This window comes from Priestia sp. FSL P4-0332 (assembly GCF_038005845.1).
In the GTDB taxonomy this organism is placed as follows: domain Bacteria; phylum Bacillota; class Bacilli; order Bacillales; family Bacillaceae_H; genus Priestia.
The window spans coordinates 2,488,675-2,505,119 of the sequence record NZ_JBBOUA010000001.1 but is presented as its reverse complement, the minus strand read 5'-3'; the positions used below and the strand labels follow the sequence as shown (position 1 = coordinate 2,505,119).

The following is a 16,445-nucleotide window of genomic DNA, read 5'->3' as shown; positions in this document are numbered from 1 at the left end:
GTATCTGATGGAGCAAACAAAAATGACCTTTGAGCCAGCTTCAATTAACGATGATATGCATGCGAAGCTTAAACAGCTAGAAGAGCAGTTTCAACAAACGTTAGGAAAAAGAGTAGCTTTAGTTGCATACGAAGCTGAAAAATAAAGAAACAAAAAAAGAAAAGACCCAGTGTCTTTTCTTTTTTTGTTTCAATAAGGTTAACATACATTAAATTACAAGTTTTTTCATATACTTTCTCAAAATAAGTTGTATATTAGTGTAAAATTACACTTTTATAGTGTTATTTCACTTTTTATATGGTATAATTTCACAGAAATAAAGAAAGGAGCTTACAGTTTAGAATGAAGAAAAACGTGTTGTTAGGAACTTTTTTATCTTTTTATCTAGTAGGTTCATATGCCTCCTATCATATTTATAAACAGCAGCAAACCCGTCCTGTAACGGAGGATGTTGCTCGGCTTCTTCCTACAAAAGTCAAAGAAATAAAGCATGGAACAACTGAAAAAGAGCTGAAAGATTGGGTGAAAACCGCTTCACAGCATCATGAAAAAATAGCGATTGCAGGCATGCAGCACAGCCAAGGAGGGCAGACGTACTATCCGAATGCTATTATATTTGATATGAAGCAGTACAATAAAATTATAGATTACAAGCCACGTCAAAAAGAAATTACGGTTCAAAGCGGGACAACGTGGAATGATATTCAGCAATATATACATAAAGACGGTCTTGCTCTTCAAGTTATGCAATCACAAAATATTTTTACCGTTGGAGGTTCTATTAGCGTGAACGTACACGGCAGAGATATTCGATACGGTTCTTTAATGGATACGGTAAAATCTATGCGTCTCCTGCAGGCGGACGGATCTATTATCGAAATTAGCCGGAAGAAACACCCTGAGCTGTTTTCTTTAGTAAACGGAGGATACGGGTTATTTGGAGTCATTTTAGATGTGACGCTTCGTTTGACAGACGATGAATGGTATGAAGATGAAGTTATTCGCTTAGATTATAGGCAGTATACAGCGTATTTTAAAAACTACGTACAGCATAATCCTGACGTTCGTATGCATATGGCGCGTATTTCTGTTTCTCCTAATCAATTACTAACAGATATGTACGTCACAAACTACCGTTTATCTTCTCAAAATACTTCTACTGCAAACGAACCGCTCAAAACAGAAAAAATAGTGGCACTTCCTAAATTTATGCTAGGGCTGTCTCGGTACAGTGACTGGGGAAAAGATATGTTGTGGGAAACACAAAAGGCTTATTTCTTAAGACAAAATGGACGGCCTGAAACAAGAAATAATGTTATGCGTTCTGAAAGTGATTTTATGGAATACGAAAGTGCTAGCCGAGCGGAAGTTTTACAGGAATACTTCGTTCCGGTTGATGAATTTGCTTCTTACATCGATGATTTACGCGAAGTGTTATCAACAGAGAAATTAAATTTATTGAACATTACCGTTCGCTATGTAGAGAAAGACAATAAAGCAGTCATGTCTTATGCAAAAGACGACATGTTTGCTCTCGTTTTACTTATTAACCAGAAAAAAGACCATCAAGGCATCTCTGATACACAAAGAGTTGTCAGAAAAATGGTAGATGTTACGCTTCAGCATCAAGGAAGCTATTATTTGCCTTACTACGGCTACCCAATTAAGAAGCAGTTAGAAGAGGCTTATCCTCATACAACCGCCTTTTTTAATTTAAAAAGAAAATATGATCGGAACGAAACGTTCGTTAATTTATTTTATAAGGAGTATGGAAAATGACGTACAAACAACTCTTACACTCACAAAGCCTGATGATTACCGCAAGCAGTATTGTTTTACCTTTTTACCTTTTACTGCTTCGAAATCTTGGCGATAGTTATTCACAATTTGGCTTAGCTTACGGAATTTTCGCTTTAACCGCAGCTTTGAGTCATCCGTTGATCGGTTCATGGAGTGACAGAGTAGGAGAAAAGCGCTTGCTTCTTTTATATACGTTTGGGATGGCCGTTGTTATGCTTGTTATTCCTGTTTTAACAACGATCACGCAGGTGTATATCGTTCAGATTATAATGGGGCTACTTGGAGCTCTTCAGAAAACTTCAGAAAAAATAGCGTTATCTAGGCAGACAGATCGTGCTCATACGGGAAAACAAGTAGGACACTATCATTTATGGACCTCTATATGGGCAGCTTTAGCCGTGATTGCAACAGGGTATATCATTGATTTTCTGACAATCGGCAGCCTTTTTTACATCACTTCGTTTATGTACGTAGCAGCAGGGGTATTAATATGGCAAAAACCAAAAACAATTGAGCTTGAACGCCACCATTCGCTGTAAAAGTTTATATGGACAGGTCGCTTGAATTTTTTAGTTCGTATTATAAGATACTATAAAAAATTTATGTTCTCCCGATATAAGTACTGAAAGGAGAAACGTTTATGCAAGGTATAAGTATATCAGGGCAAGATGCATGGTCTTCTATTATAGTATCGTTCGCTATTTTCATCATTATATGGGGTCTGATTCCAGGCTTAACTATAAAGTATGTATGTAAAAGTCAAACACTAGGTATAGCAAGTTTTTTTGTTGGTATTGCCTATGGGGTTAAAGCGGGTCATTTCCTTATTTAAATACGGTTTGGCGTAAGTAACCTTGGACCACTATTAGCTAAGTGGTAATCCCTTTTGTTTCCTGTTATTTTTTTAGAGCAATTCTCTATAATAACAGTTAAAGAGGTGAATCCGATGACGGATAACAATGTTGGGTTTGGAGTTAGCGGAGGCGAAGAGACTAGAAAAAAGTCTACTGTTTCTAGTGAAGCTCCTATATCTAATGATGTACAACAAAACCAAAAACAAGATAACTACGAAAAGCTTAGCCATCAACTAAATTCATTATCTGATGATGAATTTAGAGCAGATCGTGATGAAGATTAAGGGTTACCTATCAAAAAAGAATATTTAAATTAAATAAAGTATTATGAAAGTAAACTAATTGGATTCCATGACTTTAACATGATAGCATTAACTACTGGTACAAACATACCACTTGACTATTTTGACATGCTATTTTGTCAAAGTTCTTAGTTATTTCTTTGATAACTGAGAATCCATTTGTAACCTTTAAGTAGAGATATAAAGGTAATCCTTCACTTTAATAAGTGAAGGATTTTTTTTATCATTTCGTAATGGTTTTGCGATTGTTTGGATTAACGGGGATAAAACAGATACATTGTATACAATGTAAACGTCGTCATGTATAATGTAACTTATTCTTAGTTGAAAACTTGAATGAGCAGGATAGACATACTCGAGATAAGCGGGGGCATACACCAGTGTCTAAGAAAATACATGATTTTAATGATATTATCCGAAAGCTGCGCAAAAAACTTTTTGGAAAAGGTCCAGAACGAATTCATACTGTATTTGTTCAAAATATGGCTATTTCAACTTTGTACGGCAACTTAACGCCAGCTGAACAATTTATCGCGAGAACAACCGAAGGTAAAGAGACGGTACATATGGCAAGAACAAAGCTTATTCAAAACCTGTACGCTTCATCTCCTCCAGAGGGGCTTGAAGACTTGTTAGGAGCTAAGCTGGAGTACTTATTTTCTGATATCAAAGTAGAAGAAGATATCGCTGTTTCTGTGTTTGTGTTTGAAACCAATATTCAGTAGAACAACGTAAAATACATAATTTAATTAAATGAAAGAGAAGTAGGATCTGCTTGTTTTTTATTTGATTTTATTATAGATAATGATGACTGATATACTGTAAAGAAAGTGCAGGATTATTAGGCGGCATTCAAAAACCTTGTGTAAAAGGTGTTTTTGAGTGCTGCCTTTTTTAGTTAAGGAGGAGTTTTATGGCATTTCACAAGCCGGATAAAATGTTAAACATCGCTTTAGAAGCAGGGATTTCAAAAACGAAGCTATCCCTTTCTTCCATTCTCATGCTTGGGTTTTTAGGAGGCGCGTTTATTGCGCTTGGCTTTTTACTAGATATACGCGTAATTGGTAATTTACCAGCTGAATGGGGAAGTTTATCGAATCTTTTAGGAGGTGCCGTCTTTCCTGTAGGTCTTATGCTGGTTGTACTTGGGGGAGCGGAGCTTATTACAGGGAATATGATGTCTGTTTCCATTGCCCTGTATGCAAGAAAAATTTCACTTCGTCACTTGCTTCATAACTGGTTTTGGGTCACGCTTGCTAACTTTTTAGGTGCCGCATTTATCGCATATTTCTTTGGACATATTGTAGGTTTAACAGAAACAGGGCCTTTTTTAGATAAAACGGTAGCAATTGCTCAAGCTAAAATTGATGAATCGTTTTTTAAAACGCTTATTTCCGCTGTGGGCTGCAACTGGCTTGTATGTTTAGCTATTTGGCTTTCATACGGTGCTGAAGATGTTACGGGGAAAATTCTTGGTATTTGGTTTCCTATTATGGCATTTGTTGCGATTGGCTTTCAGCACGTTGTAGCCAATATGTTTATTATTCCCGCTGCTATTTTTGCAGGTCACTTTACTTGGTTTGATTTTATGACAAATATTGTCCCTACCTTTATTGGAAATATGATAGGTGGAGCTGTATTTGTAGGTCTTATTTATTTTTCTTCTTATCAACAAAAACAAAAAGAACAATTAAAAAAAGCTTCTTAAACGGTTTTATCAGTTGTCATTAAAAAAAGCAGTCTCTTAGTAAAGAGGCTGCTTTTTTGATAGTGAAAGGTGAAAAAATGTATTTTTAACAATTTATGTATGATAACATATAAATCAATTAAGGTTGGGTAAACGTTCAAATTCGTTTTTTATTTTCATAATAATATTATGGTTAACTAGATGATACGGAATACATGCATAAGGGAGAGAAAGAAAGATTGAATATTGGTATAGGGTTAATTCTACTATCTGTCGCACTACTATTTCTTATATCAGGAATGTTTTTACGCAAGAAGAGAAAAAAGGTATGTAGCAACAGTTTGTTAATCGCAGGAACATTGATTTTATCAGCAAGTCTATTATTACTTACTGGTTTATATGATCCATATGCAAATCATATTTAATAACTTACTAACGGAGAGTGAAGAAATTGAAGTTCATGTTTGCTGTTTTATTGATTATATTTGGTAGCATTTTAGTTGGGTTGACTAGTAACAGTCTAGGCGCGACAGGTAATAACATCATGCATTTAGCTGGAATTGGGTGCCTTATAGCAGCTATTTTTATAGCAAAAGGCAAAAAAGATACCAAAAGCCGTACAAAAAAGGAATGCGATGTTTAATCACGCATTCTTTTTTGATGTAAGCAGCTCTAATTCTTTGTCGTCCACTTTTTCTTACGATTATTATAAAATAGAGAGTAACAGCTATACATACAGCAGTAAGGTGGTATTTAACAATGAAACAATCTAATAAAACAATCGGCATTGCAGCGCATGTGGATGCAGGGAAGACTACGTTTTCCGAGCAGCTTCTTTATCATACAAAAAGTATTAAACAGCGAGGAAGAGTTGACCACAAAGACTCCTTTCTTGATACCCATGCGATTGAAAAAGAACGAGGAATTACGGTATTTGCCGATCAAGGAACTTTTTCATATAACGGTTCTACTTACTATTTAATTGATACGCCGGGCCACGTCGATTTTTCACCTGAAATGGAACGTTCTATTCAAGTGATGGACTATGCCATTGTTATCTTAAGTGCAGTAGAAGGAGTCGAAGGCCATACAGAAACGGTTTGGCAGCTGCTTCAAAAACATCGTGTGCCCGTATTCTTTTTCATCAATAAAATCGATCGTGTAGGAGCAGATCCTGAACGTGTTATAAATGATATTAAACACAACTTAACCCCCGATGTTTTTGACATAACGTCAGAGCTTCTAGATGGCTCGTTAAGTGAGGAACTTATTGAATTTATAGCTGAAAAAGATGAAGAGCTTCTAGATGCATTTATGGAAGGTAAGAATGATCAAGCTTATTGGAGAGCGGCTATGCAAAAGCTTATTCAAGCCAATCAGCTTTTCCCGTGTGCGAGTGGTTCAGCTTTACAAGACATCGGTATTAAAGAATTTTTAGAGAAGGTTGATTTGTTAACAGAAACTCGCTACTCGAAGGAAGAAGCATTTTCAGGGCGTGTATATAAAATTCGGCACGATGAAAACGGCATGCGTATCACGTTTATCAAAGCTCTTAGCGGGACACTGCAGGTGCGTGATGAAGTGGCTTATGAAAAAAACGGAGAGCTATACGAAGAAAAAATTACTCAAATTCGCGCTTATAACGGAAGCACATTTAAAAACGTTAATGAAGGTTCAGCCGGCAAACTTTTTGCAGTTACAGGATTGTCTTCAGCATCGATTGGAGACGGTCTTGGAACGTTAAAAGAAAGCCGGTCCTACGAACTTTTGCCTACGTTAAAATCAAAAGTTGTTTTTGAGCCTTCTGTTCATCCAAAAGAAGGAATTAAACTTTTTCGATTTTTAGATGCTGAAGACCCTTCTTTACATGTGACGTGGGAAGAAAGGACTCAAGAACTTCATATTCATGTGATGGGAGCAATTCAGCTTGAAGTTCTCGAAAAACTGATAAAAGAACGTTTTAATATAAACGTACAGTTTGAAGAACCAGAAATTTTGTACAAAGAATCCATTCAAAATACAGTGATGGGCTACGGGCATTTTGAACCGTTGAAACACTATGCAGAAGTTCATTTGAAAATAGAAGCAGCGGAACGAAACAACGGAATTACTTTTGAAAATGCTTGTCACGCCGACGATTTGTCCGTTGGGTATCAAAATCTAGTCCGTCAGCATATATTTGAAAAGCCGCATCACGGTTTGCTGACAGGTTCGCCTATTACTGATATAAAAGTGACGTTGTGTACCGGACGAGCTCATAACAAGCATACAAGCGGAGGAGATTTTAGAGAAGCAACGTACCGAGCATTACGACAAGGGTTAGAAAAAGCCAAAAACATTGTGCTGGAACCGTATTATGACTTTAAAATTAAAGTAGATATTGATCAAATGGGAAGAGTATTAGCTGATGTTCAAAGCGCACACGGTCGCTTTGATTCTCCTGTAACAACCGAAAACAAAGCGATTATTACAGGAAAAGTTCCTGTTGCTACTTTTATGACCTACGGTTCGACGCTAGCATCTTTTACGCATGGAAAAGGAGCGATGTCTCTATTATTCGGAGGGTATGAACGCTGTCATAATGAAGAAGAAGTTATTGAACGAATCCGCTACAATAAAGAGGCGGATCCCGAATACAGTTCATCCTCCGTCTTTTGCGCCAAAGGACAGAGCTATACGGTTCCTTGGAAAGAAGCAGAGGAAAAAATGCACTGTTTATAAAAAGCACTGTAGCAATCGCTACAGTGCTTTTTTGTAATGGGCTTTCATTAGTTATTTTCTTCATATCTTTACAATAAAAACCACATTATAGTATAGTTTACTTATATTTCTAAAAAAGAGGTGATAGAAACGTGGATGCCACTGTTAAAACAACTAAAAGTGGGATAATAGGTGGGATTCTTGGAGGAATTTCACTTTTATATGTCATTATTAATACTTTATTGATCCTTAACTTTTTTACAGGACTTATTGCGGCTGAAAAGCTTCAAGGACTGCCTATTATCGCACCTATCTTTTTAGTTCCGCTCATGATTGTTCCTGCAATTATTGGTTTCTTTATAAAAAAAGACAAGCTCTGTCTATGGGCGATTATTTTAAATATCATCTTGTTTCTTGTACCAATTAGCTACCCTGTCATCGGTACATTAGTATTTGGCCCTTAATTAAAAAATGAACAAACTTTATATTGAAGTTTGTTCGTTTTTTAATATCATATAACCACTATTGAGCCGGAGCAGTAGCTGTACTGCTGTTTTCGTCTTTCACCATCATCCTTACGCCTTGTACAACCGCAATTCCTTCCCACTTATCAAGATCAGGTTCGAGAAATTCTAAAGCAAACGTGTGGGGACGTAATGACAGAAAAGAAGAGAGTGTGCGGACTTGAATGATAGGAACGCCGGAACGCAAAACGTCGAATTTGCGATCTGTTATATTCCCCGTAATTTCATATGTATCGCCATCGTTTCTGATATAAAGATACTTCTTTTTAAAAAAAGTGAATTTCCGTTGAATCATGCCAACTTCATTTCCTTGATGATCAGAAATAATCAGCTTTGGCATGAGGGCAAACATTTTAGATTTACCTGTAAATATAATTTCTTCGTCCTTTAAAATCTCAAATTTATTAGCAATAGATAACTTATATGTGACATTTCCAACAACGTCTTGTGATTCATTATAAATAGGAGATTCACCTAATTCGAAAAACTTGTCTTGCAAGATAATCCCTTGTTTCTCCATCCGAAAACCTCCTTTAGAATATATTACCATATTTTTTTACCCTTAAGTTGTACCAAGCAGATTTTTATGAGTATCACTAAATAAAGGTCACCCTTATGTGCTGCGGATAATGTAAAGAATGAAAATAGGTTTCAAAGCTCATAATGTGTAAAGGAGACCTGCTTGTTATAACACCAGGTGAACGTAAAGCAATTTGTTAGATATACATAAGGAGATGATACTTTATGCCTCAATGGCACCCACATCGTGAACAAAAAAATTTACCTGATGAATTTCCTGTTAATCCGCTTTTTTCTCGACAAGGAGAAGTGACGATTCCAAGACTGCGTATCGGTGATCAAGGTATGCTTCCGGAAACGGCTTATCAAATCATTCATGACGAAATTGCTTTAGACGGAAATGCCCGCTTGAATTTAGCTACGTTTGTTACTACGTGGATGGAGCCTGATGCAAAGCGTTTGTACGGAGAATCTTTTGATAAAAATATGATCGATAAAGATGAGTATCCGCAGACAGCGGCTATTGAAGAGAGATGTGTACGTATTTTAGCGGATTTGTGGAATTCACCTAATCCTGATACCACGATGGGCGTTTCTACTACAGGTTCATCTGAAGCATGTATGCTTGGTGGACTAGCGTTAAAAAGACGCTGGCAGAAACTGCGTAAAATTAAAGGGCTATCAACGGACCGCCCCAATATTGTATTTAGTTCATCGGTTCAAGTGGTATGGGAGAAGTTCGCAAACTATTGGGACGTAGAGCCTCGTTATGTGAACATTAATCCAGATCATCCTTATTTAGATGCAGAAGGCGTGATTAATGCGGTTGACGAAAATACAATTGGCGTCGTACCGATTCTTGGAGTCACGTATACAGGGGTTTACGAACCAATTGCTGCTATCGCAAAAGCATTGGATGAGTTACAGGAAAAAACAGGGTTGGATATTCCTATCCATGTAGATGCTGCTTCTGGAGGTTTTATCGCTCCATTTCTTCAACCAGACCTTATCTGGGATTTCCGCTTGCCGCGAGTAAAGTCCATTAACGTGTCAGGACACAAGTATGGTTTAGTTTACCCTGGCTTGGGATGGGTAATTTGGAGAGAAAAAGAGGACTTGCCTGAAGATCTTATTTTCCGCGTTTCTTATTTAGGGGGCAACATGCCAACTTTTGCGCTCAACTTCTCTAGACCAGGAGCACAAGTCCTTTTGCAGTACTACAATTTCTTGCGTTTAGGTAAAGACGGCTATTATGCCGTGCAAAAAACCTCCCAAGAAAACGCGCTGTTTCTTAGCAAAGAAATTGGAGAAATGGACGCATTCGAAATTCTTGCTGATGGTTCAGATATCCCGGTTCTTGCTTGGAAACTGAAAGAAGACTATACACCAAACTGGACTCTTTATGATTTGTCTAGACAACTGCGTACGTACGGATGGCAAGTTCCTGCTTACCCACTCCCAGCAGACATGGAAGAAATCACAATCATGCGCATTGTTGTTAGAAATGGATTTTCAAGAGACCTTGCTCATTTATTTATGGTTAATTTCAAACAAGCCGTTGAATTTCTTAACTCGTTGGATAGACCTGTTCTTAAAGACACGAAATACGACAATGGATTTCATCATTAACATCTGTTACGAAAACACAAAGCCGTGTTCTGAAAAAAGTATATGGCTTTGTGTTTTTTTATGCATAAAAAGATAATTTATTCAAAAAATTCCATAAACAAAACAAGAAAATATTCTTATATTTTCTTAATTTTGGTATAATAACCCCTAAGGTTTTGTGGTTCTTTAGAATTATGCAAAACCTAAAAAAAGATAAAAAAAGGGGATAATAGTCTATGAAAATGTTGAAAGTTGCTTTTGGTATTCCATTATTAGCTATATTGCTAGCAGCCTGTAGCGATGAATCTAGTGAAACTGTATCGCAAAAAGAAGAGCCTACAGAGAAATCAACAGCGGTTCATACGAAAGAAAATGGCAACAAAACGGCTGTAAAAGAATCATCGCCGAATACATTACAAACAAAAGCATCAACAATTAAAAAAGCAGTTAATTCTAAAGAAGCGGATCGCGATTACTTATTAAACGTAATGAATGGTTATCAGTACATCCAAGTAGGTGACAATCAATATATTTACTATGGCATTAATCAAGAGCAAAATGTTTTTTGTATGATGGAAGTTAATTTTGACGCGAGTGGTGATTATGTAGAAAACATCAATTTTGTTGATAATGCTTCAGAAGAACAAATTGCTTTGCTTCAAAATCAAATACAAGAACAACAAAAGCAATTATCTGACCTTGAACAGCAGCAAATGGAAAAGGAATTAGATGATTACTATGCACAACTAGAAGAAGACCGACAAAAAGAAGAAGAGGCGCAGGCCAAAGCGGATGCAGAAGCTGAAGCTCAGGCAGAAGCAGATCGTAAAGCGGAGGAAGAACGTTTAGCAGAAGAAGAAAAGAAACAGCAGGAGGAAGAGGAAGCTCAGGCAAAAGCGGACGAGGAAGAAGCTCAGGCTGATTCAGAAGATGAGGCCCAAACGGAATCAGAACCAGAGCAGGAAGAAGATACAGAAGCAATTGAGGAAGAGGAAACAGCCGAACAAACAGTTTCCCAAGAACAAGCTATCCAGCTGGTTCGTGATCAGCAAGGCATATCTGAAGATTCACCTCTCCTTGTAGCATATGATCACGTTGACGACTCAGGAAACTATATTATCCATGTTTATGAAAATGTTGTTGATAATGAAGAAACAGGAGAAGGGCATACAGCTACACAAGGGTGGTATCAAGTAAATCCTAGTGATGGGTCAATTACTGATGTTACGTTAGACGGTTACCAATAAAATAAGCTGTTTATTAAACATAAAAAGAGCGATACAAAACCTCAAAAGTAGCTATTATATATACTTTTGGGATTTTAATTCCTGTTGACTATAAATTGTAATAAAATGGATTTTTCAAAAATTAAAACGTAGTAACTAACGTATAGAAAAGTTTTTTCTCTATCTTTCAAAAGAACAAAAAATGTTAGATACTGACACTCTTAAATACAACCGATATATGATTTATCTATGCTTCATTTTATAGTTCATTTCACTTTCGTAAAGAGAAAGTACATTATAAAACTAAACATCTTTTCCTCCACAGATATAAAAATAGTAAAAGATTTAGAGGAAGACAGCCCCATTAAAAATGGCTGTCTTTTTTTGTCGGAATTTGAATATAGAATTATATGGTTATGTTAAAAATTAAGTAGTATGATAGTCGTAGTTATAAAGTAATTACATATGGTTAAGGGAGAGATTAAATGAAGAAAAAGGGTATCATCTCATTATTATCTGTAGGTTTACTAGCTTCCTCATTATCAGTAAGCACAACTCAAGCAGCTGAAAATAACTATGAGTCTTCAAAGAAAACCATTGAAAGCCGATTGAAATCTGATAAACCGTTAAATCATAATGTTATTAATCCCTATGCGCTAAGGGAAATTAAAGAACAAACTTTAATTACATTAGAAACACCTAAAGGTTTTTCTACGAAAAAATTTAATGCATCAAGTGCAAGTATTAAGGGCAGTAGTGGTCAGCCAATGTATGAAAGTGAGCCTAATGATGATTTCAAAATAGCAGATACACTACTAAACGAGAGAGTAACATTTGGACAATTCGACGATACTCTTGATATAGATTTTTATAAGGTGAACGTATCTGGAAAAGGGACTTTACTAGTAGCGGGTGGAACAGATACTACTTCCAATATCGATTTACTATTTTTAGCAACTGAATATGAATATCAAGATCATGGTTATTTAGAATACTTAGGTTCTGAATATGATGATGGAGTGGAAGTGCAAGGATATAAAGTTAATAAAGCGGGCACGTATTACATACCTGTTTTAGATCTAAACGGAAATGATTATGATGCTATATATGGAATCTCTACTCAATTTGAAGCTGACAAAGATACTGTTGCGCCAAATAAACCTACTGTTAATAAAGTAGACAATAACGATAAAGTTATAACTGGTAAAGCGGAAGCAGGTTCAACTGTAACTGTTAATGTAGGTAAAAAACGAATTGAGTATGCAAAGGCAAGTTCAAAGGGAGCATTCTCTGTTAGTATTCCAGTTCAAAAAGCAGGCACTACGCTGAATGTAACCGCTAAAGATAGTGCGGGAAATGTAAGTAAACTTACCTATATAACAGTTGTAAAGGCTGACGTTACTCCACCAAACAAGCCAGCAGTTAATAAAGTAGATGATAATGATAAGGTTGTGACAGGAAAAGCAGAAGCTAACTCTACCGTAACTGTTAATATAGGGAAGAATAGAATTGGGTATGCAAAAGCAAATTCAAAGGGATCATTCTCTGTTAGTATCCCTATACAGAAAAAAGGAACTAAATTAAACGTAACTGCTAAAGATGCTTCGAATAATGTAAGTAAAGTTACGTATGTAACTGTTGTGAAACATTAAAATTGATAAACTGTTTAGATTATCTGCGATGCATTAAGTGGTAAATCAATCCAATAATAATCACAAAAGCTAAAATCAGACTGTTAGGATAGCAGGATAGCTAGTATTATAAGCAGACCAATTGTGTCTGCTTTTTTATTTAGTGTAAAATACATAATTCCGTAGTAAGTAAACTTATTTAGACCTAATTGAGGCCTAAAACTTTATTATTAATAAGGGAAGATTATAATGATGATTCCGTTCTTGAGAGTTTATGGAATGAACGGGAACAAGGGGATAAGGAAAGAGCTAAATTATGTACCAAAGAGAACGGATTTTCATCCTCTCTTTAAAGAAAGCTGGTTTAAAGGGTATAGAGTGCTCTCATCTAAAATGATAATTTTCGATGAATATTCGAGATGTTCATTATAACAAAGCAGCAAATTATGATAAAAATCCAGTAAAAGACCGACATAAAAACTATTTTCCTCTGAAAACATACCAGAGCGATTGATAAGAATATTTTCGTATTTTTTAACAATTCTTTGAGTTCTCTTTATAATTTTTAACGCATCTTTCATTTTATATATTTCATTTAACTCTTCCGCAAATATGTGGAGGTCTTTTTGTATGGTAGTTCTAAGCGTTGCATTCATTTCTTTAATGTTCTGCGGCACTTCTTCCAGAATAAATTGTTTTATCATAATGAAATCAGACTGTACTGGCTCGTTCAAAAAGCTTAGGTAAATGCGAAGAGTGTTATACGCATCATACATCGGATTGTGCTTTTTACCCTCAAACTGCAAATTATATAAAGCTAACCCATTTTCTACTGATACGTTATTTTCAGAAACACGTTTTGTGAAAATTTCTTGAAAATCAACATAACGCTGTTCTATTTTCTTTATAGTAGCAAGAGAGATTTCGTGCTTTGCCGCATCTATTTTTAAACGGGATAAATCGCTGGTAGACCAGGAGAAAAAACGGGATTTTTTAATTCCGCCAATCCAGGTTAAAAAGTCTTCAAAAACATTTTTAAAATTACTTGCACCGACTAAATCAGTATCTTTAATACCGGTTAACTCTTTGCAAAAGCGGCTTAAGGACACTCGTTTTGTAGGTTGAATATAACGATCAAAAAACTCAATGTCTTCTGTCTCGATATTGTACTTCACCGCGCCGAGCCGAATTGCTTCCATATCTTCAAACGGCATTCCTTTGTTTGAACACAGCATTTCAAAATCAAAAAAGATAAATTGTTTTACATCTGCCATATTCTATGCTCCTCTCTCTAACAGGTTATTATAAGGGAATAGGTGTGAAAGAGGAAGAACTAATAAATTCCAAATCCCGAGGATAACAATGGATTATTTCAAAAGGCTAGGGGACGCTTATCAGTTTCTAGGTAGCGGAAAAGTTTTTGAAGCTCTTCGAAGGACATATAAACAGGAAGTTCTTTGTCTGATTTTGGCGTTTGGATATTAGCAGTGAAGTCTGACTTCATATAATTTTCTTTTAAGCAATATTGCCTAAGTGGCTTGATATACGACGTTGTAACGTTTCGATGATTAATTACTTAATTCTATACAAAACGACGTACACTTGAAGATGTAAGGTCATCCAAATCAAGTGAGCGATTATTTTCTTATAGGAATTCTCGATAAAGCCTTAAAGCAAGCAAACGAGTAACCAAGACAAAGCAATAGGTGATATGTATTCCAAGGGTCTAAGAGCAAGGGAGACCGCAATGATTTTATTTCTTTTTCTAGTTTACATAATATATATTCTAGGAACCAATAGATAAAACGTAAATTCTGTCTCATTTCAAAAGTATACTTATGATAGTGAGACAGAATTTAAAAATGAGATAGGGTTTGTGTTTATTTAATTTAACTCACTAAACTAATTATCAGCAAGATTTGTTCTAATTGAACAAATGTGGATATGATTTTATAGAATGCATATTGATTTCAACAGATTGTTTTTAAGTTTGATCAGTTCGACCTATATTTATAGATTTTGAAAAATAAATGAGTTTACTTGTAGGATTTAGATTTTATACTCATTTATTTTTTCTCATCGTATTCTCAATGAACTCTTTGCAAATTGATAAAATCTGTTTACGTTTAATATTTTAAGGATTTATTTGCTATAGAACGTATATTTTTCATTTAGTACATATGTTTGCATTTTGTGGATTTTTATTCATTTACAAAAGTCAAAACCTCGTATTTTCTGTAATAAAATACAGTAATTAGTATTTTTATTCTATCTGATTCCTTGTTAAAGTCATTGAAAACCCCTTTCTTATCAGCTTTTTAGTGATTTTAGTTGTAGTTTCCTTTTTCATCGGGTATAATATTAAACAAATAGATGACGGTATAAATTGGATGTCATTATCCAGTTTTAAAGGAGCGATACTCATGAACATTACAATTTATTATGGAAATCATGAAGATAAAACAATTCATACAATGGATTGTCACGTAGATATCGATTTAGATGATGAAGATATGGTAGCTTTAACAGAAGCTCGTTAATGAATATATAAAAGGCTGTGGATGCTTTTCATCTGCAGCCTTTTATTTTTTGCTCTCCCTCTCCTCTTTAACTTCTACTAACCGCTACGTTTTAGAAACCTTAGTTACTTTTATTATAAAATTTCAAATTCTCCGTTAACTTCTCTTTACTTTTCGACACATTTTTTGTATCATTAGATAAGAACGTATGTTCGTTTTATTTTTATCGTATTGATGATCACAAGGAGTGTTTTTGAATGACGGTACGAAAAAGAAAAAGAAAGAAGCTCCCTCCTACCCTATCCAATACAGGCTTTATTGGATCAACGTTTGCTGATACAGATGAATTAGCACGCAATGAATATCACTTTCCTCGTAAGCAAATGAAAATTACCCATCATGTCTTAGATGCCTTGCTTCAAGGGGCAACGCACTTATTTCAACAGCATAAAGTTGAAGCCGCTATCTCATGCGTGTATCTTCCTAAGTACAAGAAGATTGGTTTAGTCCTTTCTAAACAGCCTTTTGGCCGCAATGAAGGCATTGGGTATTTTATTAATTACTTAAAGGAAATCGGACATATTGAGTGGGATGAAAAAACGAAAGACTACGAAATACATAATACGAGTTTTATCGGCGTGGTATTTGCAGATCTAGAAAAAATTGCTAAGTTCACCTTCGACTTTGAGCTGGAATTGCTGTCAAAGTTCGTTAAAGACTTAATTATTCCTGCTAAAGAGCTGTTCTTGCAGCATAATGTAAAAGCTTATCTCTCAGGCGTTGAAAATGAAGATCAGCATAAAGTAGGGTTTGTTTTATCGATCAAGCCTTATGATGAACGTAAGGAAGCAGACTTATATTTTGTGGAGTATTTAAAAGAACGTGGTTTATACGAAGAGGACGAGTCTGAAGAAGAGCTAGTACCTATTCATACAAAATGGAGCTTATTTAAATAACATACGTTATACCCGCTGTCTTAATAAGATAGGCGGGTCTTTTTTTGCTTTTTTACTAAAACCCAAAACAAATTAGTAGCAAGTACTAATAGTTAGTAATATAATAGTAATGATAAAAA

At 35.5% G+C, this 16,445-nt stretch carries 16 protein-coding genes; 14 read left to right on the top strand and 2 right to left on the bottom strand.

All coding sequences use genetic code 11. The features are described from left to right. Positions 1 to 7 precede the first annotated feature (7 nt). The 10 genes from MKY06_RS12660 (at position 8) to MKY06_RS12615 (ending at position 7,807) form a co-directional block, all read left to right on the top strand. Complete coding sequence (locus MKY06_RS12660) at positions 8 to 145, top strand: hypothetical protein (RefSeq protein WP_014459963.1); 138 nt, start codon at positions 8 to 10, stop codon at positions 143 to 145. Between the two features lie 197 nt (positions 146 to 342). After that, positions 343 to 1,779 carry an FAD-binding oxidoreductase gene (locus MKY06_RS12655; protein ID WP_098449365.1) on the top strand — a complete coding sequence of 479 codons (1,437 nt, stop codon included), beginning with the start codon at positions 343 to 345 and terminating at the stop codon, positions 1,777 to 1,779. Then, positions 1,776 to 2,339, top strand: coding sequence for an MFS transporter (locus tag MKY06_RS12650; protein WP_098526476.1), 564 nt, complete (start codon positions 1,776 to 1,778; stop codon positions 2,337 to 2,339). Before MKY06_RS12655 ends, MKY06_RS12650 begins: the two co-directional genes overlap by 4 nt. A gap of 101 nt (positions 2,340 to 2,440) precedes the next feature. Then, entirely contained in the window at positions 2,441 to 2,632 is a 192-nt protein-coding gene (locus MKY06_RS12645; RefSeq protein ID WP_025751820.1) for a hypothetical protein, read from the top strand. Between the two features lie 114 nt (positions 2,633 to 2,746). Further along, complete coding sequence (locus MKY06_RS12640; protein ID WP_028408436.1) at positions 2,747 to 2,938, top strand: hypothetical protein; 192 nt, start codon at positions 2,747 to 2,749, stop codon at positions 2,936 to 2,938. A 398-nt stretch (positions 2,939 to 3,336) separates the two neighbouring features. After that, positions 3,337 to 3,681, top strand: coding sequence for a DUF2294 domain-containing protein (locus MKY06_RS12635; protein WP_013057171.1), 345 nt, complete (start codon positions 3,337 to 3,339; stop codon positions 3,679 to 3,681). Between the two features lie 188 nt (positions 3,682 to 3,869). Beyond that, positions 3,870 to 4,664 carry a formate/nitrite transporter family protein gene (locus MKY06_RS12630; RefSeq protein ID WP_098287532.1) on the top strand — a complete coding sequence of 265 codons (795 nt, stop codon included), beginning with the start codon at positions 3,870 to 3,872 and terminating at the stop codon, positions 4,662 to 4,664. A gap of 439 nt (positions 4,665 to 5,103) precedes the next feature. Beyond that, the gene (locus MKY06_RS12625; RefSeq protein ID WP_231101803.1) at positions 5,104 to 5,286 is read left to right on the top strand and encodes a hypothetical protein; all 183 of its coding nucleotides are present in this window, start codon (positions 5,104 to 5,106) and stop codon (positions 5,284 to 5,286) included. A 116-nt stretch (positions 5,287 to 5,402) separates the two neighbouring features. Continuing rightward, the gene (locus MKY06_RS12620; RefSeq protein WP_098526477.1) at positions 5,403 to 7,364 is read left to right on the top strand and encodes a GTP-binding protein; all 1,962 of its coding nucleotides are present in this window, start codon (positions 5,403 to 5,405) and stop codon (positions 7,362 to 7,364) included. Positions 7,365 to 7,495: 131 nt separating this feature from the next. Continuing rightward, a complete protein-coding gene (locus MKY06_RS12615) occupies positions 7,496 to 7,807 on the top strand; it encodes a hypothetical protein (RefSeq protein ID WP_013057166.1) in 312 nt (103 codons plus the stop codon). A 58-nt stretch (positions 7,808 to 7,865) separates the two neighbouring features. Here the strand turns inward: MKY06_RS12615 and MKY06_RS12610 are convergent, their stop codons facing one another. After that, entirely contained in the window at positions 7,866 to 8,387 is a 522-nt protein-coding gene (locus MKY06_RS12610) for a hypothetical protein (RefSeq protein WP_029321919.1), read from the bottom strand. A gap of 224 nt (positions 8,388 to 8,611) precedes the next feature. On the opposite strand from MKY06_RS12610, the gene MKY06_RS12605 reads away from it, so the two are divergent. The 3 genes from MKY06_RS12605 to MKY06_RS12595 all read left to right on the top strand — a co-directional run bounded on the left by MKY06_RS12605 (position 8,612) and on the right by MKY06_RS12595 (position 12,872). Continuing rightward, positions 8,612 to 10,015 carry a glutamate decarboxylase gene (locus tag MKY06_RS12605; RefSeq protein ID WP_078081862.1) on the top strand — a complete coding sequence of 468 codons (1,404 nt, stop codon included), beginning with the start codon at positions 8,612 to 8,614 and terminating at the stop codon, positions 10,013 to 10,015. Positions 10,016 to 10,230: 215 nt separating this feature from the next. Then, positions 10,231 to 11,241, top strand: a complete 1,011-nt coding sequence (locus MKY06_RS12600; protein WP_029321915.1) for a hypothetical protein — start codon at positions 10,231 to 10,233, stop codon at positions 11,239 to 11,241. Between the two features lie 464 nt (positions 11,242 to 11,705). Beyond that, on the top strand, positions 11,706 to 12,872 hold the full coding sequence (locus MKY06_RS12595; RefSeq protein WP_289914352.1) for an Ig-like domain-containing protein: 1,167 nt from the start codon (positions 11,706 to 11,708) through the stop codon (positions 12,870 to 12,872). A gap of 317 nt (positions 12,873 to 13,189) precedes the next feature. On the opposite strand, the gene MKY06_RS12590 is transcribed toward MKY06_RS12595, so the two are convergent. Continuing rightward, entirely contained in the window at positions 13,190 to 14,125 is a 936-nt protein-coding gene (locus MKY06_RS12590) for a 3'-5' exonuclease (protein ID WP_098277894.1), read from the bottom strand. Positions 14,126 to 15,627: 1,502 nt separating this feature from the next. Here MKY06_RS12590 and MKY06_RS12585 point away from each other — a divergent pair. Beyond that, complete coding sequence (locus MKY06_RS12585; RefSeq protein ID WP_013057158.1) at positions 15,628 to 16,326, top strand: hypothetical protein; 699 nt, start codon at positions 15,628 to 15,630, stop codon at positions 16,324 to 16,326. Positions 16,327 to 16,445 lie beyond the last annotated feature (119 nt).